This window comes from Thiorhodovibrio frisius (assembly GCF_033954835.1).
Lineage (GTDB): Bacteria > Pseudomonadota > Gammaproteobacteria > Chromatiales > Chromatiaceae > Thiorhodovibrio > Thiorhodovibrio frisius.
Window position 1 is genome coordinate 537,173 of the sequence record NZ_CP121471.1, and the last position, 24,850, is coordinate 562,022.

Consider the following 24,850-nt stretch of genomic DNA (forward strand, 5'->3'; position numbering starts at 1 on the left):
TTGGCTTGGGCAGGATGTCAGGCTTTGCTTGCGCCCTCGGCCTGCTCGCCCGCCTGCGCCTTGAGCACGGTGGCTGGGTCCTTGATGCCCTTGGGGTTGGTGAAGCGCTCGTTCAGGCTTTGCACATAGGCCTCGCAGTCGTGCAGCACCTTGGCGATGCGGCCCTCGCTCCATTGGTTGCAGCCCAGGGGCTTGCCGGTGAGCAGCGGGCGCCAACTGCGGGTGTTGCGCACGAAGGCCGCCGCCGGATCGCCGGGCATTTTCGCTGCTTGCGCTTTCTTTTTGATGCCAGGCAGCATGGCGACCACCATGAGCTTGCGCACGCCAAAATGGGCGGCGATCAGCAGCAGGATCATGCCCGCCTCGAGCCCCTCAAGCCCCCAGTTAATGCCAACCTCTTCAAAATACTTGAGCCAGCCGGGCTGGTAGTGCAGCCCCTGCCAGTGCCCGGCGGTAATGCTCCAGAACAAAAACAGAAAGGCTAGGCCCGCGAAAATGGCGCCATCGGCCAGCAGAGTGCGGGTGCGCCAGCGCGATACCGATTGGCTGAGCAGTGGGATGGTCTCGTCGTTGAGCGCCGTGGCGGTCTTGCGCAGGGTGGCGATGATGCGATACGCGCGTTCGATTTCGACCTGATCCATGCGCTGGTCAATGTCGGCCAGATCGCGATCGCGCTTCTCCTCGAAGCGCTTGCGCCGTGCCGGGTCGGTGATGGGCGTGCTCACATCGCGGTTGTAGATGGTGTAAAAGCGGCCGGTGGTCAGGCCCACTTCGCCCAGGGAGCGCAGCCAGGCGGCGACTACGTCCTCCGGGTTGTCCTCGCGCGCGGCGCTGTCCATCTGGTTGAGAATGTAAAGAAACTTGCTCGAATCACTGCGCACCATGGTGTCCCCCACTAGGTGCTTGAGGGTGTCGCGCATGGCGCCCGGCTCGGGGTGGCGGGCGTCGAAGAACACCAGCACCAGATCAGACAGGTCGATCATGTGGTTGGTGAGGCTCAAGATAGCCGTGCGCTGGGCATCGGCGTCAAAGCCGGGGGAGTCGATTAAAATCTTGCCGCGCAGGCGCTCGCTGCGGCAAGTCTTGAGCTGTAGATAGGCGTCGATACGCTTGCCCTCACCGCCGGCGACGCGCTCGATCTCGCGCGACATCTGGTAGAAGGGAAAACGTGGGTCGGAGTCGAGCGACACCCCTGGCAGGGCATGGCTCTTTTCTTCCGGGCTGTAAACCACCACAGTGAAACGATCATCGACCGCCTGGTTGCCGGTGCGCTGGATCTCTTGGCCAAGATAGCTGTTGATGAAGGTGGATTTGCCCGCTGAGAAGGTGCCAAGAATGGAAATCAGCGGCCACCAGGGAATCTGGCTGGCGAAGGATTTGTTGGTTTCCAGCAGGTTCATCTCGTAGGCGACGCTGTCGAGTCGCCGGAAGCCTTGCACCGCGTTGAGCAGAATGGGGTTTTCTTGCTCAAGATGAGACTCAAGATCGCTGATGCGCTGTTGTACGCTTTCTGATCCGACCGCCGGGGGCATCTGGCTTCTCCTTACAGGTTTTTGAATCTTGGATTCTGGCGCGGGTTTACCCTGAAACAGCAGCCGTATTGTCCGGGGTGGCCGGGACCAGCAATCTTAGGGCCAGGCGTGGCTGGGAGCCGGCAGGCAGCTCAACCCGGGCCGCTGAATCATCAATATGGCTGGGCGGATACTATACGCTTTGCCGCAGCGAAGGTAGTCTCTGGGTTTTTCGCGCTCTGGCCGCGGGGTATCCACCGGTTAAGTCGTCAAATTGTTGACCTGGCTTGAATTGTCGCCGGGATTTCAGGATACTGCCGAGCCGCGCGACGGTTTGAGCGGCGCTCAGGGTGCGGGGGTGGCAGTTGCCGGCGTGATGCGATTGGCATGATGCGATGCCTGTTTGGCGCTTGCCGTGCCGCCAAATGACCGCATTGGCGATTGGAACCACCGCGCCCCTGGCTGCCTGCTGTTTGATAGGCCGCGCATTCAAATTCTGCTCATCTTCAGGTGCCCGACTGATGGGATTCAAAGCGAAACCTGTGCTAACAGCCGCTAGCAGCCTGCTGGCGGTGACCGTTCTTGCCCTGCCGGGGCTGGTGCGCGAGGCAATCGCCTCCGACGAGGCGATTGTGGTGCGTCAAGCCGAGGGGTTCCCGACCATGTCGGTCGGTGGAACCGTGATGCCCTACAAGGAGGTGACCTTCGCCGCGCAAATGCCAGGGCGGGTTAAATTCATCGCCGGTATCGAAGGGGATTCTTTCGATCAGGACGCTGTGCTGGTGTCGATTGACGCAAGCGAACTTGAGGCGAAACGCGAGGCGCTGTTCGCGCAAATGGCCTCGGCGGATTCCCAGATTCGCAATGCCGATGTGCAATACAACCGCGAGCTTTACTCGCCGCGGTCAAAGTCGGCACCCGGCGGCATGGGTGTGCCGAATCTGTTTGACCAGATGTTGACCCGCCCGATGGAAGACTTTATCGGCGAGCGTGATCAGGGCGCTGAAGAGGCCGCCGATCTTTACGCCTCTCGCACCCAGGTGCGCGAGGCCCATCATCAGATGATGCGTTTGCAGGCCGAGTTGCGCGCGCTCGACTCCAAACTGCGTGACGCGCGCTCGATCGCACCCTTCGACGGGGTGATTGTCAGCAAGCTTGTCGAGGTGGGCGATACGGTGCAGCCGGGTCAACCGCTGCTGAAATTTGCCGACATGGAATTTCTGCAGGTGGAGGTCGATGTGCCGGCGCGACTGCGCTCGGGTTTGCGTGAGGGCATGATGCTGCGCGCCGAACTCGACATCCCGGCGAGCGGTCCTGGTGCGCGTGCCGGTGCCTCGCCCAATGTGCCGGTGCGCATCGCGCAAATCTTCCCGATGGCCGACCCGCAGCGCCACACTATCAAGGTGAAATTCGACCTGCCGCAGGGCACCTCGGAGCCTGGCATGTATGCCACCGTGCTGGTGCCGGATTTTAACGTCCCGGCGCGCACCAGTCCGGTCGTGCCGCGCTCGGCTATCCGCTATAACGGCAGCCTGCCTGGCGTCTATGTGCTCGACGAGAACGGCCTGCCGCAGTTGCGACTGGTGCGTGTGGGTGACACCACGCCCGAGGGCGGTGTGAGTATTCTCAGTGGCCTGCGCGCTGGCGAGCGCATTCTGGCCAATCCCGGCCCTGGTATCGCCAGCGGCTGGTCCAGTCGCCCGACTGGGGACGAGAAGCACTGATGATTCCGCGCGGGATGGGTACCCAACGCGCTCTCCCTGTTGCCGACTGGACTTGCGTCAAGGGTGCCGGGCGGATTCAGCTATCGGCTTATCAGGCGGCTCATCAGGCGACTCATCAGGCGGCCAGTTCAGACGGTCAATCAGGTCGGGGTGCCCCGGCGCCATCGCAACGCTAACAGTTAGATCATGCCCATGAGCCAGGATGACATGCACCCGGAAGGGGACGTCCCGTCAAACGACCTGAATTCCAATGGCCTTGCAGAGAAAGGCCCCCAGAAAAACGACGCTCGGGCTAGCGAGAACCTTGGCCTCGCCGGCAAAACTGCCCGAGCCTTCATTCATTCCCCCCTGTCCCCGCTGCTCTATGTTGCCATGCTGGCCATGGGCCTGCTGGGGCTGATTGCCACCCCGCGCCAGGAAGACCCGCAGATCTCGGTGCCCATGATTGACATCATGGTGCAGTATCCGGGCGCTTCGGCGCAGCAGGTGTCAAACCTCGCCATGCAGCCGCTCGAGCGCATCATGAGCGAGATTCCAGGCGTTAAGCATGTCTACTCCGCCGCTCAGCGCGGCCAGGGCATGGTGACGGTGGAATTCAAAGTCGGCGAGGAGATGGGTCCGTCGCTGGTGAAGGTGAACGACAAGATCGCCTCCAACATGGACAAGATTCCGCCCGGGGTCATGCCGCCCATGGTCAAGACCAAGGGCATCGACGACGTGCCCATTGTCACCCTCACGATCTGGTCGAAGGATGTTGACGGCAATGGCCAGCCGGATGTCGATGACGGCCAGTTGCGGCTATTGGCGCAGGATGTGCTGCAGGTGCTCAAAGAGGTCAAGAACACCGGCAACAGTTTCATTGTTGGCGGGCGACGCGAGCAGGTCACAGTCGATGTCTGGCCGGAGCGGCTGGCGAGCTATCAGATCAGCCTTGGCCAGGTCGCCAACACCATCACCACCGCCAATGCCGAGACCACCGCTGGCGGGGTGGAGTCGAGTGGCTCGCATTTCTCGGTCACCACCGGGGCTTTCTTAAAGAATGCCGATGAGATCAATCGCCTGGTGGTGGGCACCTTCAACCAGGTGCCCGTCTATGTGCATGATCTCGGTCGCGTGCGCCAGGGACCGGAAGACGCCGAGCAGATGGTGCAGTATTACACCGGTCCGGCGGCGCCCGAGGGACTGGTGGCCAATGGCGAGCCGGCAGTGACCATTGCTATTGCCAAAAAGCCGCTGACCAATGGCGTGACAGTGGCCGATGCCATTATCGAGAAGGTCGAGGAACTGCGCGGTACGCGCATTCCGCACAATGTTGAGGTTAGCGTCACCCGCAATTATGGCGAGACGGCCGATGAGAAAGTCTCCGAGCTGATCTTTAAGCTCTTTGTGGCGACCTTCTTTGTCTTTGTCCTAGTGTTGCTCGCCTTCCGCGCCGTCAAGCCCGCCATTGTGGTCATGCTGGTCATCCCGGTGGTTCTCTTGATGACCATCTTCGTCGCCTGGATCACCGACTACACCATCGACCGGGTGAGCCTGTTCGCGCTCATTTTCTCCATCGGTATTCTGGTCGACGATGCCATTGTGGTGGTCGAGAATATCTACCGACGCTGGCTCGAAGAAGGCAAGACCGACGAATTCACTGCCATTGATGCGGTGCGCGAGGTTGGCAACCCCACCATTCTGGCTACCTTCACCGTCATTGCCGCGCTGCTGCCGATGGGCTTCGTCAGCGGCATGATGGGCCCCTACATGGAACCCATCCCGGCGCTCGGGTCGGTCGCCATGCTGATCTCGCTCTTTGCGGCCTTTGTCTTCACACCCTATCTGGCCATTTCCAACTGGCTGCGCCCGTCGATGCAGTTCTTGCGGGTGGCCGAGAAGCGCGAGCACCGCGAAGCCGAGCATCTGCAAAAACTCTACCGGCGCATTCTGATCCCGCTTATCGAGAACAAGCGCAAGCGCGCCACTTTCAAGTTGGCGCTCTGGGGCACCTTCCTGTTCACCTGTAGCTTTTTCTACTTCAGCTGGGTGCCGGTGAAGATGCTGCCGTTGGACAACAAGCCAGAGTTCTCGGTGGTGATCGATATGCCTGAGGGCACGGCATTGCCGGTGACCGCCAATCTGGCCAACCAGATGGCCGACCGCCTGCGCGAGTTACCGGAGGTCACGGCGATCCAGCTGTATGCCGGCACCGCGCGCCCGTTCGATTTCAACGGCATGGTGCGCCACTATTATCTTCGCTCCGAGCCCTGGCAGGGTGAACTGCAAGTGCAGCTGACCAATAAGCATGATCGCGACCGTTCCAGTCACGAGCTTGCCGTGGCCGCGCGCGAGATGCTCAAACCCATGGCCGAACAGCGCGGCGCGCGCATTTCAGTGGTCGAGATGCCGCCCGGCCCACCGGTGCTGCAAGCTGTGGTGGCCGAGATTCATGGCCCCTCGGACGAGGTGCGGCGGCAGTTCGCGCACGAGATGACCGAGTTTTTCGAGCAGGCTGAGAGCACGCGCGACGTCGACAACTACATGCGCGACAGCTTCGACTACTGGCGCTTCCACGTCGATACCGAAAAAGCCGTGCGCCGTGGTATTTCAGTCGACCGCATCAACCAGAATCTCGGCATGGCCTTAGGCGGCGCGGAACTTGGCGATGTGAAGCAGATTTCCGGCCATGAGCCCATTCGAATTCTCATACAGGTGCCTCTGGCCGAGCGTTCCCAAATCCAGACCCTGGGTGATCTGCCAATTCAGTCCGACGCTGGCTTTACCGTGCCGCTGCGCGAACTTGGCCGTTTCGAGCGGGTGCCCGAGGAAGCTATCATCTACCGCAAGGACCTGCGCGGGGTCGAATTTGTGGTCGCGGATGTCGGCGGCGATTTGGCCGCGCCCGTCTATGCCATGCTCCAGATTGGCGATGAGATGGCGGCGGCCGATTATCACGCACCCGATGGCACCAAGCCCGAGGGCTTCTGGCTGGGGCCCCCACCGAGCGACCAAGTCTCCGGCTGGGAATGGGGCGGTGAGTGGACAGTCACGTACGAGACCTTCCGTGACATGGGCGCAGCCTTTGGTGTCGCGCTGGTGCTGATCTACATTCTGGTGGTGTGGGAGTTCGGCAACTTCCGCATTCCGCTGATCATCATGGCGCCTATTCCGCTGACTCTGCTCGGCATTATTCCGGCGCATTTTCTCGCCTTCCAATTCGGCCTCGGTGGCGAGTTTACCGCCACCTCCATGATCGGTTGGATTGCCCTGGCCGGCATTATTGTGCGCAATTCCATTTTGTTGGTGGACTTCTCCATCAGCGAGGTGCAAAAAGGCGTGCCTGTCACCGATGCCGTGGTGCGCGCCTGTACCACCAGAACCCGGCCAATTGTGATTACCGCGCTGGCGCTGGTGGCTGGCTCAAGCGTCATCTTCAGCGATCCCATCTTTCAGGGCATGGCGATCTCGCTTGCTTCGGGCGTTTTGGTCTCAACAGTCCTCACCCTGATTGTCATCCCGCTGGGCTGCGTGGCGGCCAGCAAAGAGTTGTGCGAGGTGGCTGTGGCCTCGGCACCGCCCGGGGTTGATGTGCCCTGCGCCCGGATGCTTGGCAAAGGCGAGCCGACAACCAGCGCGCGCCCGTCGCCCGCGACTAAGAGCGCCCCCTCGAAGCTGAAATACCTGGGCGAAGGTCTGCTGATGATTGGCTATGCCCTGCGCGGGCTGGGGCTGCTGATTTATAGCGCCGTTAAGGATGCCTGGCGCAAACACCGCGCCAAGGGTCGCGAAAAACCGGTGCAGGCTGCAGAATCCGTCTCCCGGCGCAATGCGCTCAGGGTGCGCGCCGAGCGGGCATCCCAGGAAGCAGCTAGCGCGAGTAAGCCGCCCGAGCCAGATGTGCCTGCCGCGAGCAAACCCGAGCCTGCTGGCGAGTTGGCTGCGCCGGTTGACGAGGCTATGCCGGCGAGCCCGGCGCCAGCCAAAACCGCTCCAGCGAAAAAAGCACCAGTTAAAAATGCGCCAGCCAAGCCGCCAACCAAAAAGGCGCCGGTGAAAAAGTCCAGCAGCACCAGTGCCACCACCAGAAAGACCACGGCCAAGGCATCTGGCGCCGGAACAGGCACTGGCAGCAGCACTGCGGCATCAAGCAAGGCGCCAGCCAAGAAACCGGCCAGCACGAGCGCGCGCAAGAAACCGGCCCGACGGGGTATTCGGCTGAAAACCGACGAGGATCAAGGCGGAACCACCGAATGATGTGTATCCAAGTCTGTTGCGTGCAATCAGTTCGGTTTGGACTCGTCCTGGCCGGGGCGCTGGCCATTAGCCTGCCCGCAATGGCCTGGGAGCCAACGGATGCCAGCAAGACTTCTAACCCCGGCTGGTATCGCGCGGGCGAGACTGTGCCGTATTCCGCACCCGATTCCAGACCTGCGCCTGGCTATTCGGGGGCCAGTCCTTATCAGGGCTACCAAAGTTCCGACTGGAATCGCGGCAGCGCTGGCACCGGGTACGGAGCCGGCAATGGCGTTGGATACTCTGGTGGGTATCAATGGGCGCAACCTGGCACGGGAGTCGGGCAAGACCAACCGCCAGATGTCTGGGATGGCGCTAACAGGTCTGGTAGTGCGGGTGATCAACTCACCCCGAACGATCAGGCCGGGTTTGCTACCGGCGGTGAAAATCCGGCTTACTGGCGCGGATCCCCTGGGTATCCAGGCTACGGGGCTTCGGCGGACGCGGCCTTGGGTGGATATCGTTTTCGCGAAGACACCCAGTTTGACTCTGATTCGCAAGCGCCCGCCGGCTCCTGGGGTGCGGACTATGGTGGCTACAGATTCCGCGACGACACGCGTTTTGAGACGGGCATGCCCGCTGGGGCAGTCGATCCGCGCTATCGTTTTCGTCCGCTGGAGCCTGAAGGTAGCACCTCGGATTCATCAGCGAATTCCAGCCGACGCTGGCAGGGCGATGACTCTTTCTCCCAACCCTGGTCCCGGTAGGTGCCCTGGTTTTGTGAAAAGACACTGCGCTGAGCGGCAGATTCATCCGCAGGAGTGGGGCTGCCCCACGAGCGTTAAGCTCCGTTTTTTTTTGATGCGATGTTGGCCATGCAAGCGCGGGCTTGAAGGAGTAAGGTCGTGATCACTGTTGTCGGGTCTCTGAAAGGCGGTTCGGGCAAAAGCACGCTCACCTTCAACCTGGGAGTCTGGCTGGCGATGGCCGAGGTCGACGTGCAGTTGATCGACGCCGACCCCCAGGCCACCCTGACCGACGTGAACCAGGTGCGGATCGAGGAAGGCTTCGCGCCCGCGCTCAAGGTGCGCGATCAAAGTGCGCTGACGGCTGAGAACCTGGCCGAGGCCGCCGAGACCCTGATCGATATCGGTACCTCGGACATGGATTCGCTGCGCCTCGCGCTATCCCTGTGCGACCGGGTGCTGGTGCCGGTGCCACCGTCGCAGGCTGATATCTGGTCCACCCAGCGCTTTGTGGGTTTGGTCGAATCCGTGGAGCGTGACCGTCCAGGACCCGAGATTCTCGGCTTTATTAATCGCGGCGACACCCATCACGCGGTGCGGGAAACAGACGAGGCGGCAGCTGCGCTGGTATCGCTGAACGGAGTGCGTTTCGTGCGTAGCCGCTTGTCGCTGCGGACTGTGTTTCGGCGTTCCTTCAGCGAGGGGTTGGCGGCATTTGAGCTCGATCCGCGCGGCAAGGCCTCGAGGGAATTCAACGCGCTGGCGGCGGCGCTATATCCGCATTTGCTGCGTTAGAACTAGCCACGAGCGCGCCGGTCCGTTAGGCGGCCCAGGAGTATGGTAATGATGACAGATCAGCACAAAGACACTGGGGAGCAGTCGGAATCGACGCCCCATGAATCTACCGATGCGGAGGCAGGGAATGGCCCGCGCGGGGACCGCAGGCGGGCAGCCGATGAACAAAGCCAGGATGTCCGGGCGAACGCCTTTGCGGTCGACCGTCTATCACAGGCTTTCGAGACCAGTGCTCGACGCTGGGAGTTAATTGTCTACCCGTCCCTGTTTGCCTTCATTATTTTGGCGGCCTATGGCTTCTATTTGGTGTTTAGTCTGGCTAAGGACGTGCATTATCTTGCCATTAGCGTCGACTCCAACATGACGGTGCTGGCAAGCAATATGCAGTCCATCTCAGATAACATGGTGCAGATGAGCAACGACATGCGCGGCATCACCGGTTCTGTCAATGCGATGGAAATTCACGCCCGCAGCCTCGAGCCCATGCTGTCGAACATGCAGAGTATGAACGAGTCCATCCGATCCATGACAGTGACCACCGCAGTCATGCGCGATGACCTTGGGGGAATGAATCGCAGCATCGGCCGGCCGATGAACTTTATGAACGGCATGATGCCTTGGTGACCCAAATCGGAACTGACTGCCTCGGCCCGAAGGTGACTTGAAGGGGGAGTAGCGGGTGTCGCTTCGGTGTATAACGGAACCTTTTGAGGTTTCGGCCTAAACCAGAAAATTCGGCCGATTGGTATGGTAATGGCCAAGAGGGCGAGATGTGCCGTGCAAGTTCGTCCGATAATTTGTGACCATGTCTGAGCCTTTGTCCGATATCCGCCTGGTGGTGGCCATCTCCTCGCGGGCGCTGTTCGATCTGGCCGAATCCCATCGAGTGTTCGAGAATCAGGGCATCGAGGCTTATCACGCCTATCAGGTGGCGCATGAAGGCGACGTCCTTGAACCCGGCGTTGCCTTTGTGCTGGTCAAAAAGCTGTTGGCCCTGAATGAACGGCTCGGCGAACGTGGTCAAGTCGATGTGATTCTGCTCTCGCGCAATAGCTCAGACACCGGGCTGCGAGTGTTCAATTCCATTCATCACTACGGACTCGACATTGCCCGTGCCGCTTTTACCAGCGGTGAAAGCCCATATCGCTATGTGTCCGCCTTTGGCGCGCACCTCTTCCTCTCGGTCGATCCTAGCGACGTGCGCCAGGCGCTGATGGCCGGCTGCGCGGCAGCCACCATCTGGGCCAGCCCGCCTTTTGCCAACACGCGCAATGACGAGCAGTTGCGCATTGCCTTCGACGGCGACGCCGTGCTTTTCTCAGATGAGTCAGAGCGGATTTTTCGCCGCGATGGGCTCGCGGCCTTTAACGCCAATGAAGTGGCTGCCGCGCGCGAGCCCCTCTCCGATGGCCCGTTTAAAGGCTTTCTGCTCGCGCTGCAACGCATTCAAAGCATCTTTCCAGCAGAGGAATCGCCGCTGCGCACGGCCTTGATCACGGCTCGTGGGGCGCCCTCGCACGAACGGGTGATTCGCACCCTGCGCGCCTGGGATATCCGCATCGACGAGGCGCTGTTTCTCAGTGGGCTCGGCAAGGGACGCTTCCTGAAGGCGTTTGACGCCGATATTTTCTTCGACGATCAGGAAACCCATTGTCAGGATGCCAGCACTCTGGTAGCGACTGGGCATGTGCCTTTGGGTGTGGCTAATCCGTCACCCGGCCCAGAACGAGCCGAAATGGCAAAGTGTTTCAGGGTATGAGCGGTAGTTAGTTGTTCAGGTCAAAGACAGACGAGGGGCGCCCGAGGACTTTGCCTTGCACATAGTCGGCACCGGCTCGCCAGATGGCTGCCAGGGTGCGCTCGTCTTCGATGCAACCGGCAATGCTCCTGATGCCGCGCGACTGGGCGGCGGATAGCAGGTGCGTGACGTGGCCACTCTTGAGCTGATCTGCGCTGAGATTATCGGTCAGGGCCGGGGCCAGGCGCACAAAATCTAAGGGGAAGTCGTTGAGCAGCAATTCGGAGTCAGGATTGCGGCCGAAACTTGAGACAACCACCTTGCTTTTGACCTGCCCGAGCCCTGAGGCCAGGGCATGGGCGCTGTCACCAAGAGTTCGCACGTCCTGCTCGTGGATCTGAAAGCTGACCCAGTTACCACGAATGCTGTTCTGGCGCAGCTGATCGCAAATCCACAGCAGTAGATCAGGGTCCTGTAGCAGCGCGGCGGACAGGCTGAGCAGGAAATGCGCGCGATGCCCGGCCTGGCGCCGGGCGCTGAGTTCGCGCAGGGCATGCGCGATGACCCAGCGGTCGACATCGGGCATGCGCCCGGAACGCGCGGCGGGTTCGAGCAGATCATCGGCGGCGCGGAAGCTGCGATTGTCATCGAGCAGGCGCAGCAGCACGCTGTATCGTTCCTGGCTGTCGCCGCGCAGGCTGATAATGGGTTGATAGGCGAGCTTGAAGGCGTCCTTCTCAAGCGCGCGATCAATCTGCTCAATCAGTTCGTCATCGCTGAGCGGGCGTCCGGACAGCGCCTGGGGCTGATCGCTTAGGTCCGGCAGGGGCTCCTCGCTGGTGGCGAGTGTGAGTGGCGGAAGATCGGCGGCGGGGCGAATGGCATCTGGTTCCGATGACGCTTGCAGCGCCAGGGGTTCCTCTTGTGCCTGTTTGTTGGTGGGCGGGGGTTCTGGTGGCGGTTGCTCTCCGCTGGGTTTCAGGGTGAGGTCAAGGGCGGGTTCAGTTGACTTTTCAGCAGTGGGCTCGGCTGAGGGCTTCTCTTGGTCTGCGGGCTGCTCGTCTGACTGACCCGCAAGCAGCGGGCCAAGGGCCTCGCGATACTCGGGAGAGAGCAAATCCATCAGGCTGCCCTGGGGCGTTCCGTCGCCATCCGCGTCTCCGGTCAGGGAGCGCATGACCGCTTGGGGATCGAGGCGCTGGCTGGACTGGAGACCCTCGCTACCGGCTTTCAGTAGTGCCTGCAGGTGACGTTCGCTGCGTTTGAGCCGCGCATAAAGAGCTTTGGCTTGCTGGGAGGCGGTCCAGAGTTTCCATTCGCGCCGCACGCTGCGGGTCAGTGCAGTCTCGTCTCCGGGTGTCAGCAGTCCATTGGCACCCGCGCGCAGCAGATGCAGGGCGTTGCCGTCCTGTTCTCCGGGAGGGGCGATGACGATGAGCGGAATGCGCTGGTCGATTTCGGCGTAGGCTGTGGCGATCTCTTGAGCAGAGACCGTCTCGCCAATGCAGGCGAGAATCAGATCGGCGTGGCTTGCGCGAACCAGGCTCTTGGGGTTCATCGAGAAAGCCCCGCGCACCGGCAACTGACCGCGTTTCAGGGTCGCCAGCACTGCTTCCGCGTCAGCCGCCTTGGCGGCCAGAATCAGCAGCTGAAAGTGATTTGCCGGATTGGCCATCTTCCAACCTGTGCCATGGATAAAGAGGTTGCCGGGCGGCGCATTCGTCTGGTCTGAGCGGAAGTTGCGCGATCAGTTACCGGGAGTGTCCTGGTATCTGCGTTGCGTCTCAGACTGGGTGCGCCGCGCGACCTTGGTTGGGTCAAGCCCAGTGGTCATGTTATACCCGCGCCCGACGGTTCGCGAGTCTGTTTCGCGCACGCGAGCGACTGCCTTGGTCGGGTCGCTCCTGTTGTTGCCGCTGGACATGTTCAAGCGGGGTTTTGCTGCTGGCGCCCGGCTGCTCAGCAACGACCCTGGGCATCAGGTAGCCGGGCAATCGGGCGCGCAGTTGTTCCACCACTTTGACACAGGTCGCTAAGGGAACAGCGAAATGCGCGCTGCCAGTCACGCGGTCGAGCAGATGGAGATAGTAGGGCAGAACGCCCAGTGCAAAGAGTCGCTCGCTCAGAGTCTGGAGTATCTCGGGCGAGGCGTTGACCCCATGCAGCAGGACGCTCTGGTTCAGCAGGGTGATGCCGTCCGCGCGCAGGCGCGTCAGTGCAGCGCTTGCAGCCTCACCAAGCTCGTGTGGGTGATTGGTTTGGACGACCAGCACGCGCGGCAAGCGGCCGCCCGTCAGCAAGGCGCGGAGGTTGTCATCGACGCGGCTTGGCAGCGCGATTGGGATGCGGCTGTGCAGGCGAATGCGCTTGAGGTGCCCGATACCATCGAGCGCCCGCAGCAGCCAATCCAGGCTGTGATCGTTTAGCAGCAGGGGGTCGCCACCGCTCAAAATGACCTCGTTGATGTCTGGGCGCGCGGCGATGGCGCGGATGGCACTGAGCGCGCGGTCGCGATGATTCAGGCTGGTGGCGAAGGGAAAGCAGCGGCGAAAGCAGTAGCGACAATGCAGCGCACAGGCGCCGGTGACCAGCAGCAGCGCGCGGCCCGGGTACTTGCAGAGCAGGCCGGGCGTCTGCTCGGCGTGCCGGTCGCCAACCGGATCGGGGCCGAAAGTTGCCTGAATGCGGGTCTCCTCGGTTGTTGGCAGAATCTGGCGCAGCAGAGGGTCGTCCGGGTTGCCAGGCTCGATCAGCTCCATCCAGGCGTGCGGCGCGCACAGGGCAAAAGAGGCGGCCGCGCGCTTGCCAGCGGCGATCTGTGTCGGGTCCAGATCGAGCCGGCGGCACAGAGTGGGCAGGTCGCGAATGCTGGCACGCAAATCTGCTCGCCAGTCGCCGCGCTCAGCTTCCTTAGGCATCTTTGTCGGCCAAGACATCTTTGTTGACGCTTGCAGCTGCCATTGACGCCGGCTTCGCGCTACCATTGGCGGCTGATCTCAAGCATCGCGATGTCCGTGCGTTCGCGCGTCCGCCGAAAGCCTCCCGACAGTGGCGGCTTTGTGCACGCCGTGGCGTGGCTGGCGGCAGTCTCCAGGGACGCGATGTCTTGGGCCTGTAAGCAGAAGCCAGAGCCGAGGAGTTTGCATGGCAAGTTATAAAACCAATGAGTTCAAGGGCGGGTTGAAGATCATGCTCGACGGCGACCCTTACAATATCGTCGAGAATGAGTTCGTCAAACCCGGCAAGGGGCAGGCATTTAATCGCGTTCGGATCAAAAATCTCAAGACCGGGCGCGTGGTGGAGCGGACCTTCAAGTCTGGTGAGTCGGTCGAAGCGGCCGACGTGCATGATACCGAGTTGCAGTATCTCTACAACGATGGCGAGGTCTGGCATTTCATGCACCCTGAGACCTTCGAGCAGCTCACCGCAGATGAGACGGCCGTGGGCGAGGCTGCAAAGTGGATCAAGGAGCAGGACATGTGCTCGGTGACCCTCTACAACGGTGCGCCGCTGAGCGTCGAAGCGCCCAATTTCGTGGTGCTTGAGATTACCGAAACCGATCCGGGCCTGAAGGGCGACACCTCCGGCGGTGGCGGCAAGCCGGCCACGCTTGAGACAGGCGCTGTCGTCAATGTGCCATTGTTCGTGCAGATCGGTGAGATGATCAAGGTCGACACCCGCACCGGCGCCTATGTGTCCCGCGCTCGGGACGAATAGCTCGACATTGGCTTCGCAGCCGGCTGTCGCCAGTTTGCAGGCGGGGGGTGACAGCTGGCGTCCGGTTGCCACCCCCGAGGTGCTGCGAGCGCGGGCGCGGATGCTCGCCGACATCCGCGCTTTTTTTGCCGCCCGCGAAGTGCTGGAGGTTGAAACGCCTATGCTCTCGCCCGCGGCAGCCACCGATCCGGCGCTCGCCTCCATGCGGGTGGAGGACAGCGGCCACTGGCTGCATACCTCGCCCGAGTTCCCGATGAAGCGCCTGCTGGCCGCCGGGCTTGGTCCCATCTATCAGTTGTGCCGGGTGTTTCGCGCTGGTGAGCGCGGGCGGCGGCATCATCCGGAGTTCACGCTGCTCGAATGGTACCGCCCAGGCTGGACGTTGATGCAGCTGATGGGGGAGGTGGCCGATCTGGTCCGCCAACTGCTGTCTGATCCCGAACAAGGGGTCGAGTTCGTAGGTTATCGGGAGTTGTTTCTGCGCGAACTCGCAGTGGACCCCTGGCACTGCACCCCGGAGACCTTAAGAGCGGTCGCGCGCTCCAAAGGCCTGGGCGACAGGCTGGAACTGGACACCGACGGCTGGCTGGATCTGCTGCTCACCCATTGCCTGGAACCCAAGCTCGGGCAGGCTGGCCTCACTTTTGTGCACGACTACCCGCCGAGCCAGGCCGCTTTGGCGCGCCTGAGCGAAAATGATCCGCCGCATGCCGAGCGCTTTGAGCTTTACCTAAAAGGCATGGAACTGGCCAATGGCTTTCAGGAACTGACTGACGCCGACGAGCAAGGGCAACGCTTTGAGGCCGATCAGCAGGCGCGCCAGGCCTTGGGTTTGGCGCCCGTGGCCCGAGACGCGCATCTGCTCGCGGCACTTGCCGCTGGTCTGCCCGAGAGTGCCGGTGTCGCCCTGGGACTCGACCGACTGCTGATGCTGGCCTGTGGTGCCGATCATATCGACCAAGTGCTTGCTTTTCCAAGCGACCGCGCCTGATGGGCCTGGTCTGGCGCAGTGCCCCGGTTTCAGTTCCCGGTCACCCAGCAAGATAAAACGGCTCCTTCACCTCAACGATCAATGCCGCCCCTGCGTGCAGCATCAGGTGATTAGAGCGGCACATGCTGGAGCAGATCGCCAAGCGACCCGCGAATCAGCATGGCAGCGATTAAGACCGCCAGCAAAATGGCCCAGAGCGCGATATACAAGGTCATGGATGTCTGAGCCTTGCGCGTCTGGAGCCAGCCGCGCGGCTTCACGCCCTTGATTAAAAACACCACCTTTGCTGACAGCAGAACACAGACCACGTTCACCGCCAGCAGCAGCGCCGCTCCCAAGGCCAGCTCCCAGCGTTGATGGCCCAGCAGCAACCCGATCACTGCCGTGGGCGGCAACAAGGCTACCGCCACCATCACCCCAACCAGTGCCGAGGATAATCCGGTCGTTAACGACAGCACCGCCGCCGCGCCCGATGCCAGCGCCAGCGCCACACTATCAAGCCCCACCTCGGTACGCGCCATGATCTCCTGGCTGTTGATATCGATTGGCGAGACCAGACCGATCAGCAAGGCCAGCAGCAACGCCAGCCCAAGCCCGACGCTGCTCGCCGTGAGTGCCTGCGCCGAGAGTTGGCGGTCGCCCAATGAAGTCGCGAACGCAAACGCAATAATCGGTCCCAGCAGCGGTGCGATCACCATGGCGCCCACCACCACGGCGACGTTATCCTCCGTCATGCCGATAGCCGCCACCACGGTTGACAGAGCCACCAGCAGCAAAAAATTCCCGTCGAGCTGTGCGCCTTTGGCGATCTCGGTGTAAAGTTCCTCTCGTGTGTTGGCGACCGAACTGCGCTTGTTCTCCGCCGATTCCTCATCGCCGGCAGCCACCCGCGGCAAGGTCGCGTTCACGGTTTGAATCACAATGCGCCCGGTGCTCTCCTTCTCCAGCAGGCTCTGCAACCCATCAAGCAACTTCTGCCGCGCCTGATCCGGCACCAACATGCGCAGTGCCTGCCGGCCATCGGGTCCCTCCGCGCCCCACCAGCAGTCCGCCGCGCCATAAAAACGCGCCATCGCCATCAACTCTTTGGCATGGCGGGCGGGAGCAACCACCTCAACAATACGCATGACGGGATTCCCTTAGCGCAGGGTATTTGGTAATCAATAGACCAGACACTGGGTTTAGGTTCAGCCCGGGGTCCGCCCGGACGCTCCACCAAGACCGCGGGCGATGGAATACACGCGCTCCATGAAATGCTCCATACCAGCCTGGCGATTCGCGCTCAAATGCTCTTTCAGGCCCAACCCGTCGATGTAGTCTGTCGGATCGGTTGCAAGCACAGTTGCAGGAGGCTGGCGCTGAAAGGGCACCAGCAGCAAGGCCACCAGCCCACGCACCAAAGGTGTCTCCGCAACCGCGCGAAACTCAATCACCGCCGGATCATTGCCCACCAGGCTCCCGGTCAGCCAGGTCTGGGTGTTACAGCCCTGGACCAGATTCGCCTCGGTGCGCTCACTGTCTGCCAATTGCAGCAACTCCCGGCTCAGCTCCCCGATAAACTCATAACGCGCCTCCCAGTTCCCCAGTAACTCAAAGGCTTCCAGCACCTCGGCGGTATCCATAATGCTTCTCCCAATCAGCACAGACATTTCAAAACCATCGTTCGCGTGATTGTACTCACAATCGCACTAATCAGAGCCCAACGCAAAAATCCCCGCAACCCGCCAACTTGTTGAGCCTCCCTGACCACCTCCCCCTAGTTCAACCAGCCTACCGGGCCTGCGGAGCAGTCCGTTCCAAGCCGTTACACCCCACCAAGGCGGACAACAAAAAACGCGGGTTTTGCGCCCAAGCCGCGAAACCCTTATACTTATCCGTCTTCCATACAAGCGCCCTTAGCTCAGTTGGTAGAGCATCTGACTTTTAATCAGGTGGTCGTGCGTTCGAGTCGCACAGGGCGCACCATATAAAACAACGGCTTAGCCTCAATCAGGGCTAAGCCGCTTTCGTTACAGTCACCATATAGTCACCACGCGGATGAATTTCGCGGGGTTTCAGTCACCAGCGCCGGGAGTCACCAGGCTTCCGGTTCGGGCTCGGTCAGCTCGGTTCGCTTGGGCATTCCGCCGCGCTTGCCTTCCGCGATTTCGCGGTCCACGCGCGCCTTCTCGCGCTCCGCGTGCTCTTGGGCGGCAGCATACATTGCGTCCAGCTTCTCAATGTTGGGGAACGATAGGTCTTGGGCTTGCTCGGGGGTTGCCGCAACCAGTTGCGCGAGAGCAAGCGCCGTGTCTACCGGAATTTGACCTTTGCCGGCCGCCGCGAGAATCCGCTGGTAGCTGTCGGCGGGGTCGCCGGATAACGGTATCGACACTGCCGGTGCGGTCGGCTTGAGTGGTGGCAGGGCGCGGTCGAGCAGCAGTTTCGCCGCCGCCACGTCGCCGCCTTTTGCCGCCGCAACCATTGCTTCGAGGATCTCGGGAACATCATCGGCAATCGCTTTGCGCAGCTTGGCGAAGTTGACGATGCCGCGCGGGCGTCCGCCGGGGTTTCCAGATTTGCCTTTCTCGAATCGTGCCATCGGTCTTGCTCCTTTCTGTTCCAATCAGGCCATTAGACCAGCGCCGCGCGCCATTGCCGCATCAGTCGCGCCAGGTTCGAGATGTCCGGGGCCTTGCCGCAGGCTTCGAGAATGGCCGCGCGAATCTCTTTCGTTTCCTTGCCTTCGTCCGCCATGCGAACCGCCAGGGCTTTAACCTCGGTCGGATAGCCGCGCGGTTTATCGTCAGTGACGGTGTTTTGTGCTGGCGATGGCCGCGCCGGTAGCGCCTTGATGGCCGCCAGCTCCGCGCGCGCTTCGTCGCGTTCGCGGGTCAAGCGGTTCGCTTCAATCTTGCTGGCGCGTTCGCTCGTTCTCAGATTGGCCACCAGGGTTTCAAGCTCGGCAATGCGCGCGCGCGCCGCTGGCAATTCGTCACTGACAGCCGGGGCGGAAACTCTGTCAGTGACGGCTTTCCCTTTCAGCCTTTGCATGTATCGCCGCTGGCGTTCCGCGCCGCTCAGGGCTTGTCCGGTGGGCTTGGGTCCGCGTCGCTTGGATGTCTCGGGCATGGTGGGGAATCTCTGTCAGTGACGGTGTTTTAATGATAGTCCGTTACTGACAGGGTTTCAACCGACAACCAGCGTCATTCGGTTGAAGCGCTTGCCGGTGCGACTAGTCTCTTGTCCGTGAAAGGTCAGGGCCAGCAGCGAACCGATTTCCGCGTCTTCCGCGCGCAGCCGCTCCAATAGCCATGCCGTCAACCAGACCGCGACCACGCCGCCGTCAGGGCGCTGAATCAGGGCTTGATGCTGGGGGCCGAACGGGCCGCTTTCCTTCCGGCTTCCGACTATCGCGCCGGTTAAGGTGTCGCCAGGTTCCGGCTTCCAAGGCTCAATGACAGCAGACAGACGGGCCTTTTCTTCCAGTCGCGCCAGGCGGTCCGGGTCAATCGTGACGGGCGCGGGTAGGGTGTTGTCGAGAGTGGTTAGGGATTGGGTCATGCTGGCGTTCCTCAGTGGCAGGTCATGGCGGGCGCGTCGGTAAACATCGCTTCGGCTTGGGCCATCGCGCCGCGCGTCAGACAGGTCGGGCAACCATGCAGGCGAATGGCCGCTTGGGTAACGATGGCCGCGATAATCCAAGGGTGATCGTCGCTTTCGTATAGGTTCAGCAGGGTCGCGAGCGACTTCGAGAATGTCGCAACCGCGCGGGCCTCGGGGTCGTTGGTGTTGTCGATTTCGGGCAGTGGTTGCAGTGGAATTTGGTTCTCGGTTTCTTTCAGCATTGGGAGTCACCTTCGGGAGTAGGCCGAAAATCTCGGCAAGGATGGACAGCCGCAGGCCACGGCCATAGCGCCGGGTTCCGGTGGCTTGCGGGGGAATTGACGGCACAGCGACCAAGGCCGCCGCGCGGGTTGATGGCGTCGCGTTGGAAGTGCCAGCAGTAGCAACAGGCCACCTCGGGCGCGCGCGAGTCGCTGCCTTTTGCGGCATAAGGAAATGCGGCATAAGAAAAAGTAGGATAACCGCCGGGCTCGGGCTCGGGCGCGATGCGGGCGCCGGGATAGTCGGCTTGCACCTTGGCCAGCGTGACGGGCGGGCGATAGCGCACAGTGAGGGCGTCGCCGCTGGCGGTTGTCACCAGCCAGCGGCGAGATTCGGCGGGCGATGTCCGCGCTTCTTTGTTGTTTTCCGGGGAACCTGGGGAACCGGGGGAAAAGTCAGCAGTGGCGCGGGTTTGTCCGGTTCCCTGGGGGTTCCCTGGGGTCGGGGAACGGGGAACCGGGGCGCGTTTCAGGCGTTGCGCCAGCGCCGCCATGCTCATTCCTCCACCTCCTGGGGGGCGATGGCATAGAGCGACCAGAGCTTGCCGTGCACCTTCATGCGCTTGCGCCGCTTGCCTTCGTCATGCTCGGCAATCCAGCCGGCCATCTCTAGCGCCAGCAGCACGCGCTTGAAGTCAAAGCCGGTTGTCGCCTCTTTCAGTCCGGCCGATGTGAACAGGTAAACGCGCTTTTTGCGTTTGGCGCCTTCGTCGTCAGTGCCGTCATCATCATCCCGAAACCAGCCAGCGCGGTCGCGAATCATTAGGCTGCTCGCGCCGGCCAGAAAATGCGAGAATCGGGAATCGCCGTGCTTGGCAATGAAGTCTTCAACCGCTTCGAGGATTTGCCGGGTCTCGGTGTGTCCCTTGCCGCGCTGTTCCTTCCATGCTGCAAAGGCGGTGGCCGCCGCCTTTGTGGCTTCTTCTTCCGGCCAGCCGGTGATTCCATAGAGCGTCGCCAGCTCGCCAGCCAAAGCCGCCAGGGCGAACGCGCCGGCCGCGCGTCCTTCAAGGCTTGATTCAGCGGCGAATTCTTTTTGGCTCTGAATCGCCGCCAGCAGTTCGCCAGGGTCGCCGGAATCATCAGCCACCAGTGCTTGAACAAAGGCGGGTCCAGCATGGCCAAAGTGAACCGCCGCCGCTGTTCTCAAGGCGTCCGAGAGCGCGCGACCATTGGCCATGCCGTGCAAGTCATCAAACAGACCGAAGCGCCGCGAGCATGGAATATCCAACAAGCGGGCTTCTTGTCCGGCCTTGGCGCGCTTGCCGCCTTCGAGCATGGTCGCGCCAATGGTGCGTTCGCCGCTTGACAGCAGCATGACGCGCCAGCGTCGAACCGGTTTGGCGCCGCCGGTGCGTTGCGCGCGGCTCTTGCCGGTGCCGTTGCCGATGGCATAGATAACCGCGCCAAGCTCGCGCGGGTCCGCTTCGCTGATTTCGTCGAGAATTAGCGCGGTGTCATTCAGTGCCGCCGCGATGCCTTCGAGTCCGTTCGATGTCGCGCGCCAGGTGCGAACAAAGCCAGGGCCTCCCCAGACTGACGCGCCGCAGGAAAGGGCCGTGCTCTTGCCGGTGCTGCTATCTCCGACAAGGTGAAATCCGCCGCTTGTCCGGTGCACCTTGGCCAGCAGTGGGCCGGCAAGCGCCGCCGAAACCGCCAGGGTCAGAATCGGATTCCCAATGCAGCGCGCCGCAATCTCAGAGCGCCAGGCGTCCAGGGTGCCGCCGGTGGTGAATTCCTCATGCTGGGCATGTTCGGATTGAAACCGCACGTCACCAGCGCCGATGATGCGCCGGGGCAACACGAACACCTTGCCGGCCATGTGCCAGCCGGTTTCGGTCGCCGCCAGCACGCGCCGCTTGGGATAGCGGCTCATCAGGTAGCCGTTCAACAAGCGGTGGCTCATTGGGTCGATTCGCACGCCAAGCGCCAGCAGCTCGCCGCGCAATTCTTCACCGCTTCCTTTGAGTAGCGCCATCGGCATAGCCCAATCGCGCCAGCGTCCGGCCGCATTGCGGAACCGCAGCAAAAGGCCGTGCTCGGTGTCGGTGTCGCTGGCGCTCATGGCGTCGGCATGCAGGGGCGTGCATATCCATTGGTCAACCTCGGCTTCGTCCTTGATGCCATGCCACCACAGGCCAGCGGGGCCAAAGCCGGTGCGCTTGTCATGCACCGCATAACCGGGGCGCTCCACCTCGGGTTTCGGCTTTTCGGTTCCCTCGTTTCCCTCGGGTTTTTCCGATGGGGAACCGCTTGAAGCCGCACCGTTGCTGGCGTTTCCCTCGGTTCCCTTGGTTCCCTCGTTTTTTTCAAAGGGGGAGGGAGAATCGCGCCAGCGGGCCGCCTCGGTGAACCGCTCAGGCGTCCAGCCATCGGCCAGCGCGTCCGCCGCGTCCCATTTGTCCGGCAGCTCGGGCGTCAGCTCGGCAAGGTCGAGAATGGCCACCTCCGCCGCGCCATCGGCATAGGCCAGCACGCCAGCCGTGCGGGCATATTGGGCGCCGGCCTTGTCATGGTCAGGCCAGACCAACACGCGCCGGCCGCGAAGCGGTGTCCAGTCCGATTTCTTGGGTGATTGCGCGCCGTTCATGGTGGCGATAGCAACAGCCTCGGGAACCAGCGCCGCCGCCGCGTCCGCCGCTTTCTCGCCTTCGCACAGCAGCGCCGGGGCCTCGGGCCGGGCCGCTAGTCGGTCGAGTCCATAGAGCGGGCGCGGCTCGGGCGGTGCCTTCCAGCGCCAGGCCGAACCATCCCAAGTCAAGGGGGCGAATTGCTTTCGAGACTCTGGCGGGTCGAATCGCAACACGAACGCGAGCGGTTGACCATCAGGCGAGCGGTAACACCATTCGGCAGTCGGCTTGCCGTGCCTGGGGTGTTCCTGGGGCCGCTTGGCTAGCGCGTCAGCCGGTATCGGCTCGGGTGCTGGCGTTGCCTTGGGCTCGGGCGCGGGCGTCACCTCGGGCTTGTGGTGGCAATTCGCGGGCGCCTTTTCCGTCACAGTTGCGGAATTGTCCGAGCGATTTAGCGCAACCGTTGCGGTTATTCCGAGAGCATTGGCCAACCGGTGGGCCGCTTCGCCTTGGCTGTCGGTGCCTTCGAGATAGGCCACCAGGGAAACAAGGTCGCCGCCAGCGTCGCCGGTGGCAAAGTCAGCCCATGCGCCGGTTTGGGTGTTGACGGAAAAAGAACCGGGCCGGTTGTCCGTCCGCCTTGGATTGCGCGCCAGATATTCCGGGCCTTGGCGCTTGCCGCCGGGCAACCAGCGCGACAAAACAGCGTCCGCGCTGGTCAGTGCCGCGCGGGCGGTGGCTTTGATGTCCACCAGTGGCGGGCCTTCGGTGGTGTCGGTCATTCGTCCACCTCCCACGCGCTCATTGGTTCATCCACCAGAGTCGCATTAAGGCTTCCATCGGTGCCGATTTCCAGGGCGATTCGGCTATCACGCGAGCGGATAATCAGGCCGCTGATTTCATCGAACAGGGTTCCGCCGCCGGGAAGGTGACAAGCCAGGGCTTCAACAGCCTCAAAGATCGCGTCCGCTGCTTTGCTGCTCGGGTCGCGTTGGAATGTAGCCACCAGGGAGGGGTTAATGTGGGGGGCTTTCATTGCTTCGCCTCCCAGACCGTGCCATTAGCGCGAATGGTCAAGGTCGCTTCGCGGTCATCATCGAGAATCATCAAGTCGCCGCTGGTATCGTCCGCCGCGACTAGACTGGCGTCATGGTCGATTGGATAACCAGCAGCCGCCAGGGCCGAATAAACCGCGCTGGCGGTCGCGTCCGATGGGTCGGCATTGAATGCCGCGATCAATGCCGGGGCGATGCGCGCGCAAGGTGGGCGAATCACGCGCGCCGCCTTTTCCCGAATCATCCTTAGCCGCACGCTGGCGTTATCGCCGGGGCCGTGAATCTTGCCTTGCTCAATGAATCGCAGTGCCGCCGTTGCATTGCCTTCAATGCTGGCGAGTTCATTACCTTGAGCGCGCGCGGTTTCGGAATGCGACCAGGCCAGCTCGCGCAATTCGCCGGCCAGTTGTTCCGCCGCCGCCAGCAGGCCGAACCGCTGTTCCGGTTCGCCGGTTTCGCGCGACGCGGTAATACAGGAATGAACGCTGGCCGCCAGTTCGCGAAGGCGTTGGGCTTGGTGTTGGGCTTGAAGGCGGTTCATGCCGCACCTCCGACCGTGTTGGCTTGGGTGCGCTCGGCAATGAAGCGGTCAATTTCCGCGCGGTCATACCGCACAGACCGACCAAGTTTCACGAATGCAGGGCCTTCGCCGCGAATCCGCCACGCTTGCAGGGTGCGGGGGGATAGGTCGAGAGAAAGCGCCGCCTCGGTTTCATTCAGCAGCGCGCGAGAGGGGGAAAGATTGTCGTTCATGGTCGCTTGGCTCCGTTGTTCGCACTCGGTAGTAGTGCGGGAGTCAAGCTAACGGGGAGTGCTGGCGGGCTGGCGCTATCGTTGCTTAGCGCGCCTTGTCGATGCTTAGCGAACCTTTGCGCGCTTTAACGGCTTCGCTTCGCTTGAAACAGCCGCCGGAACCGTTGCTCAAAGGTGGCTTGGTCAAGCGGCAGTTTTTCGCCAGCCATTAGGCAGTCGTTGCGGTCTTGCCGGTAGACATAATTCCAACCGTCAGGGCGGGTGTTGGCCAGGCGGGCCCATGCTTCGCGCGCCGTTGGGGAAAATCCATGCTCGGCTTCAAAAGCGTCAATGGTCGCCAGAATAACCTCGGTCCAAGCGTGATTGCGCTTGGTAGGCTTGCGGGGGAGGATTTGGCGCGCCGGTGGTTGCTTGCCATTGGTGGCTTCGCGCTGTGCCTCGGGGGCTGGCGTCGCCGCAATCCACCCGTGCAAGGGGGAATCTTCTGGCAGGTCGGGGCGCGCTGGCCAGTCGCGATAGGCGTCGCGCGATACCATCGGGATGTCGCGCGAGCGGATAGCGGGGCCTTGGCTTGTCGCGCCGAACCGGGCTATCAGTTGACGGTAATCTTCGTCGCCGGGCACATGTTCAAAGCCGCACGCGGGCAGGCTTCCGGCTTCAATGTCTGCGGCCATCAGCGACAACAGGGCTTCGGCCATGCTGGCGTCGCTTGGATAGTGGAGGGTCGAGAGTTGCTCGATATTCAGGGCGTCCGGCCAACCAGCCGCGCGCTTGGATTGACCGATTTTGAGAATCGAGCAGGCGCGATGCCAAAGAATCGCGGTTGTCGCCATGTTCGCGCACCTTCACGCGGGCACCTTCGAGGGGGGGCGCTGGCCAGGGCGGGAAGGTGAAACCGCCTTTTCGGGGGCCATCCTAGGCCAGCGCGAACAGTGTAGCGGGTTAGCCGCCAGTCAGCTAAACACCTTCCAGAGCATCACCAGGGTGAAGGCGAGATTGAATCCGACCATCCATTTGAGCAAGGCGAGATTCGCTTTCACCTCGGCAATGTCTCGGCTGTAATCCGCTATCGCCTTCGCCGCGTCGCGGGCCTTGGTGTCATCAGCGCCAGCGCTCACCAGGGCGTCATAGACTTCGGCAATCATGGTTGTCATGGTGGGGCCTCTTGG

Annotated in this window: 25 protein-coding genes and 1 tRNA gene; 10 read left to right on the forward strand and 16 right to left on the reverse strand. The window is 62.1% G+C overall.

Annotation, left to right across the window (positions count from 1 at the left end; all coding sequences use genetic code 11):
• Positions 1 to 17 precede the first annotated feature (17 nt).
• Positions 18 to 1,532, reverse strand: coding sequence for a dynamin family protein (locus Thiofri_RS02800; protein WP_009149894.1), 1,515 nt, complete (start codon positions 1,530 to 1,532; stop codon positions 18 to 20).
• A 500-nt stretch (positions 1,533 to 2,032) separates the two neighbouring features.
• Between Thiofri_RS02800 and Thiofri_RS02805 the strand changes: the two genes are divergently transcribed.
• From Thiofri_RS02805 to Thiofri_RS02830, 6 genes are all read left to right on the forward strand, one after another.
• On the forward strand, positions 2,033 to 3,235 hold the full coding sequence (locus Thiofri_RS02805) for an efflux RND transporter periplasmic adaptor subunit (protein ID WP_009149892.1): 1,203 nt from the start codon (positions 2,033 to 2,035) through the stop codon (positions 3,233 to 3,235).
• Between the two features lie 186 nt (positions 3,236 to 3,421).
• A complete protein-coding gene (locus Thiofri_RS02810) occupies positions 3,422 to 7,471 on the forward strand; it encodes an efflux RND transporter permease subunit (RefSeq protein ID WP_323705837.1) in 4,050 nt (1,349 codons plus the stop codon).
• Positions 7,468 to 8,217 (forward strand): hypothetical protein, encoded by a 750-nt coding sequence (locus Thiofri_RS02815; protein ID WP_143741966.1) that lies wholly within the window; start codon positions 7,468 to 7,470, stop codon positions 8,215 to 8,217. Before Thiofri_RS02810 ends, Thiofri_RS02815 begins: the two co-directional genes overlap by 4 nt.
• 138 nt (positions 8,218 to 8,355) lie before the next feature.
• Entirely contained in the window at positions 8,356 to 8,991 is a 636-nt protein-coding gene (locus Thiofri_RS02820; protein ID WP_009149887.1) for a ParA family protein, read from the forward strand.
• 48 nt (positions 8,992 to 9,039) lie between these two features.
• Entirely contained in the window at positions 9,040 to 9,615 is a 576-nt protein-coding gene (locus tag Thiofri_RS02825; protein ID WP_009149886.1) for a hypothetical protein, read from the forward strand.
• 181 nt (positions 9,616 to 9,796) lie between these two features.
• Positions 9,797 to 10,750 (forward strand): 5'-nucleotidase, encoded by a 954-nt coding sequence (locus tag Thiofri_RS02830; RefSeq protein WP_009149884.1) that lies wholly within the window; start codon positions 9,797 to 9,799, stop codon positions 10,748 to 10,750.
• Positions 10,751 to 10,757: 7 nt separating this feature from the next.
• Here Thiofri_RS02830 and Thiofri_RS02835 read toward each other — a convergent pair whose 3' ends face one another.
• Both Thiofri_RS02835 and epmB read right to left on the reverse strand, forming a co-directional pair.
• Positions 10,758 to 12,404, reverse strand: coding sequence for an EAL domain-containing protein (locus Thiofri_RS02835; protein WP_009149882.1), 1,647 nt, complete (start codon positions 12,402 to 12,404; stop codon positions 10,758 to 10,760).
• A gap of 160 nt (positions 12,405 to 12,564) precedes the next feature.
• Positions 12,565 to 13,647, reverse strand: a complete 1,083-nt coding sequence (epmB, locus tag Thiofri_RS02840; RefSeq protein ID WP_009149880.1) for an EF-P beta-lysylation protein EpmB — start codon at positions 13,645 to 13,647, stop codon at positions 12,565 to 12,567.
• A 23-nt stretch (positions 13,648 to 13,670) separates the two neighbouring features.
• Between epmB and Thiofri_RS02845 the strand changes: the two genes are divergently transcribed.
• From Thiofri_RS02845 to epmA, 3 genes are read left to right on the forward strand one after another with little or no spacing between them, the layout of a single operon-like run.
• Positions 13,671 to 13,847 (forward strand): hypothetical protein, encoded by a 177-nt coding sequence (locus Thiofri_RS02845; RefSeq protein ID WP_323705840.1) that lies wholly within the window; start codon positions 13,671 to 13,673, stop codon positions 13,845 to 13,847.
• A gap of 26 nt (positions 13,848 to 13,873) precedes the next feature.
• Positions 13,874 to 14,446 (forward strand): elongation factor P, encoded by a 573-nt coding sequence (efp, locus tag Thiofri_RS02850; protein WP_009149878.1) that lies wholly within the window; start codon positions 13,874 to 13,876, stop codon positions 14,444 to 14,446.
• Positions 14,421 to 15,437, forward strand: coding sequence for an EF-P lysine aminoacylase EpmA (epmA, locus tag Thiofri_RS02855; protein WP_009149876.1), 1,017 nt, complete (start codon positions 14,421 to 14,423; stop codon positions 15,435 to 15,437). Before efp ends, epmA begins: the two co-directional genes overlap by 26 nt.
• Positions 15,438 to 15,547: 110 nt before the next feature.
• On the opposite strand, the gene Thiofri_RS02860 is transcribed toward epmA, so the two are convergent.
• Positions 15,548 to 16,564: a TIGR00341 family protein gene (locus tag Thiofri_RS02860; protein WP_009149874.1), complete on the reverse strand. Its 1,017-nt coding sequence runs from the start codon at positions 16,562 to 16,564 to the stop codon at positions 15,548 to 15,550.
• A 60-nt stretch (positions 16,565 to 16,624) separates the two neighbouring features.
• Positions 16,625 to 17,059: a SufE family protein gene (locus Thiofri_RS02865; RefSeq protein ID WP_009149873.1), complete on the reverse strand. Its 435-nt coding sequence runs from the start codon at positions 17,057 to 17,059 to the stop codon at positions 16,625 to 16,627.
• A gap of 267 nt (positions 17,060 to 17,326) precedes the next feature.
• Here Thiofri_RS02865 and Thiofri_RS02870 point away from each other — a divergent pair.
• Positions 17,327 to 17,402, forward strand: a tRNA-Lys gene (locus Thiofri_RS02870).
• A gap of 109 nt (positions 17,403 to 17,511) precedes the next feature.
• Here Thiofri_RS02870 and Thiofri_RS02875 read toward each other — a convergent pair.
• The 11 genes from Thiofri_RS02875 to Thiofri_RS02925 all read right to left on the reverse strand — a co-directional run bounded on the left by Thiofri_RS02875 (position 17,512) and on the right by Thiofri_RS02925 (position 24,835).
• Positions 17,512 to 18,018: a DUF5681 domain-containing protein gene (locus Thiofri_RS02875; RefSeq protein WP_009149871.1), complete on the reverse strand. Its 507-nt coding sequence runs from the start codon at positions 18,016 to 18,018 to the stop codon at positions 17,512 to 17,514.
• 32 nt (positions 18,019 to 18,050) lie between these two features.
• A complete protein-coding gene (locus Thiofri_RS02880; protein ID WP_009149869.1) occupies positions 18,051 to 18,548 on the reverse strand; it encodes a hypothetical protein in 498 nt (165 codons plus the stop codon).
• A 57-nt stretch (positions 18,549 to 18,605) separates the two neighbouring features.
• Positions 18,606 to 18,980 (reverse strand): hypothetical protein, encoded by a 375-nt coding sequence (locus Thiofri_RS02885; protein ID WP_009149867.1) that lies wholly within the window; start codon positions 18,978 to 18,980, stop codon positions 18,606 to 18,608.
• An 11-nt stretch (positions 18,981 to 18,991) separates the two neighbouring features.
• Positions 18,992 to 19,264 carry a hypothetical protein gene (locus Thiofri_RS02890; RefSeq protein ID WP_009149865.1) on the reverse strand — a complete coding sequence of 91 codons (273 nt, stop codon included), beginning with the start codon at positions 19,262 to 19,264 and terminating at the stop codon, positions 18,992 to 18,994.
• Positions 19,258 to 19,803: a hypothetical protein gene (locus Thiofri_RS02895; protein WP_009149864.1), complete on the reverse strand. Its 546-nt coding sequence runs from the start codon at positions 19,801 to 19,803 to the stop codon at positions 19,258 to 19,260. Before Thiofri_RS02895 ends, Thiofri_RS02890 begins: the two co-directional genes overlap by 7 nt.
• A complete protein-coding gene (locus Thiofri_RS02900; protein ID WP_009149862.1) occupies positions 19,800 to 22,655 on the reverse strand; it encodes a DUF927 domain-containing protein in 2,856 nt (951 codons plus the stop codon). Before Thiofri_RS02900 ends, Thiofri_RS02895 begins: the two co-directional genes overlap by 4 nt.
• A complete protein-coding gene (locus Thiofri_RS02905; RefSeq protein ID WP_009149860.1) occupies positions 22,652 to 22,909 on the reverse strand; it encodes a hypothetical protein in 258 nt (85 codons plus the stop codon). The genes Thiofri_RS02900 and Thiofri_RS02905 overlap by 4 nt, the downstream gene beginning before the upstream one ends.
• Complete coding sequence (locus Thiofri_RS02910) at positions 22,906 to 23,469, reverse strand: hypothetical protein (RefSeq protein WP_009149859.1); 564 nt, start codon at positions 23,467 to 23,469, stop codon at positions 22,906 to 22,908. Before Thiofri_RS02910 ends, Thiofri_RS02905 begins: the two co-directional genes overlap by 4 nt.
• Positions 23,466 to 23,681 carry a helix-turn-helix transcriptional regulator gene (locus tag Thiofri_RS02915; RefSeq protein ID WP_009149858.1) on the reverse strand — a complete coding sequence of 72 codons (216 nt, stop codon included), beginning with the start codon at positions 23,679 to 23,681 and terminating at the stop codon, positions 23,466 to 23,468. Before Thiofri_RS02915 ends, Thiofri_RS02910 begins: the two co-directional genes overlap by 4 nt.
• A gap of 125 nt (positions 23,682 to 23,806) precedes the next feature.
• Positions 23,807 to 24,514 (reverse strand): hypothetical protein, encoded by a 708-nt coding sequence (locus Thiofri_RS02920; RefSeq protein WP_009149856.1) that lies wholly within the window; start codon positions 24,512 to 24,514, stop codon positions 23,807 to 23,809.
• Positions 24,515 to 24,634: 120 nt separating this feature from the next.
• Complete coding sequence (locus Thiofri_RS02925; protein WP_009149855.1) at positions 24,635 to 24,835, reverse strand: hypothetical protein; 201 nt, start codon at positions 24,833 to 24,835, stop codon at positions 24,635 to 24,637.
• Between the last annotated feature and the right edge of the window lie 15 nt (positions 24,836 to 24,850).

Excerpts from the sequence above, each read along its gene's own strand:
- Thiofri_RS02800 (WP_009149894.1), bottom strand. The coding sequence starts at position 1,532 with ATGCCCCCGGCGGTCGGATCAGAAAGCGTACAACAGCGCATCAGCGAT.
- Thiofri_RS02805 (WP_009149892.1), top strand. The coding sequence starts at position 2,033 with ATGGGATTCAAAGCGAAACCTGTGCTAACAGCCGCTAGCAGCCTGCTG.
- Thiofri_RS02810 (WP_323705837.1), top strand. The coding sequence starts at position 3,422 with ATGCCCATGAGCCAGGATGACATGCACCCGGAAGGGGACGTCCCGTCA.
- Thiofri_RS02815 (WP_143741966.1), top strand. The coding sequence starts at position 7,468 with ATGATGTGTATCCAAGTCTGTTGCGTGCAATCAGTTCGGTTTGGACTC.
- Thiofri_RS02825 (WP_009149886.1), top strand. The coding sequence starts at position 9,040 with ATGATGACAGATCAGCACAAAGACACTGGGGAGCAGTCGGAATCGACG.
- Thiofri_RS02830 (WP_009149884.1), top strand. The coding sequence starts at position 9,797 with ATGTCTGAGCCTTTGTCCGATATCCGCCTGGTGGTGGCCATCTCCTCG.
- Thiofri_RS02835 (WP_009149882.1), bottom strand. The coding sequence starts at position 12,404 with ATGGCCAATCCGGCAAATCACTTTCAGCTGCTGATTCTGGCCGCCAAG.
- epmB (WP_009149880.1), bottom strand. The coding sequence starts at position 13,647 with ATGCCTAAGGAAGCTGAGCGCGGCGACTGGCGAGCAGATTTGCGTGCC.
- efp (WP_009149878.1), top strand. The coding sequence starts at position 13,874 with ATGGCAAGTTATAAAACCAATGAGTTCAAGGGCGGGTTGAAGATCATG.
- epmA (WP_009149876.1), top strand. The coding sequence starts at position 14,421 with ATGTGTCCCGCGCTCGGGACGAATAGCTCGACATTGGCTTCGCAGCCG.
- Thiofri_RS02860 (WP_009149874.1), bottom strand. The coding sequence starts at position 16,564 with ATGCGTATTGTTGAGGTGGTTGCTCCCGCCCGCCATGCCAAAGAGTTG.
- Thiofri_RS02865 (WP_009149873.1), bottom strand. The coding sequence starts at position 17,059 with ATGGATACCGCCGAGGTGCTGGAAGCCTTTGAGTTACTGGGGAACTGG.
- Thiofri_RS02875 (WP_009149871.1), bottom strand. The coding sequence starts at position 18,018 with ATGGCACGATTCGAGAAAGGCAAATCTGGAAACCCCGGCGGACGCCCG.
- Thiofri_RS02880 (WP_009149869.1), bottom strand. The coding sequence starts at position 18,548 with ATGCCCGAGACATCCAAGCGACGCGGACCCAAGCCCACCGGACAAGCC.
- Thiofri_RS02885 (WP_009149867.1), bottom strand. The coding sequence starts at position 18,980 with ATGACCCAATCCCTAACCACTCTCGACAACACCCTACCCGCGCCCGTC.
- Thiofri_RS02890 (WP_009149865.1), bottom strand. The coding sequence starts at position 19,264 with ATGCTGAAAGAAACCGAGAACCAAATTCCACTGCAACCACTGCCCGAA.
- Thiofri_RS02895 (WP_009149864.1), bottom strand. The coding sequence starts at position 19,803 with ATGAGCATGGCGGCGCTGGCGCAACGCCTGAAACGCGCCCCGGTTCCC.
- Thiofri_RS02900 (WP_009149862.1), bottom strand. The coding sequence starts at position 22,655 with ATGACCGACACCACCGAAGGCCCGCCACTGGTGGACATCAAAGCCACC.
- Thiofri_RS02905 (WP_009149860.1), bottom strand. The coding sequence starts at position 22,909 with ATGAAAGCCCCCCACATTAACCCCTCCCTGGTGGCTACATTCCAACGC.
- Thiofri_RS02910 (WP_009149859.1), bottom strand. The coding sequence starts at position 23,469 with ATGAACCGCCTTCAAGCCCAACACCAAGCCCAACGCCTTCGCGAACTG.
- Thiofri_RS02915 (WP_009149858.1), bottom strand. The coding sequence starts at position 23,681 with ATGAACGACAATCTTTCCCCCTCTCGCGCGCTGCTGAATGAAACCGAG.
- Thiofri_RS02920 (WP_009149856.1), bottom strand. The coding sequence starts at position 24,514 with ATGGCGACAACCGCGATTCTTTGGCATCGCGCCTGCTCGATTCTCAAA.
- Thiofri_RS02925 (WP_009149855.1), bottom strand. The coding sequence starts at position 24,835 with ATGACAACCATGATTGCCGAAGTCTATGACGCCCTGGTGAGCGCTGGC.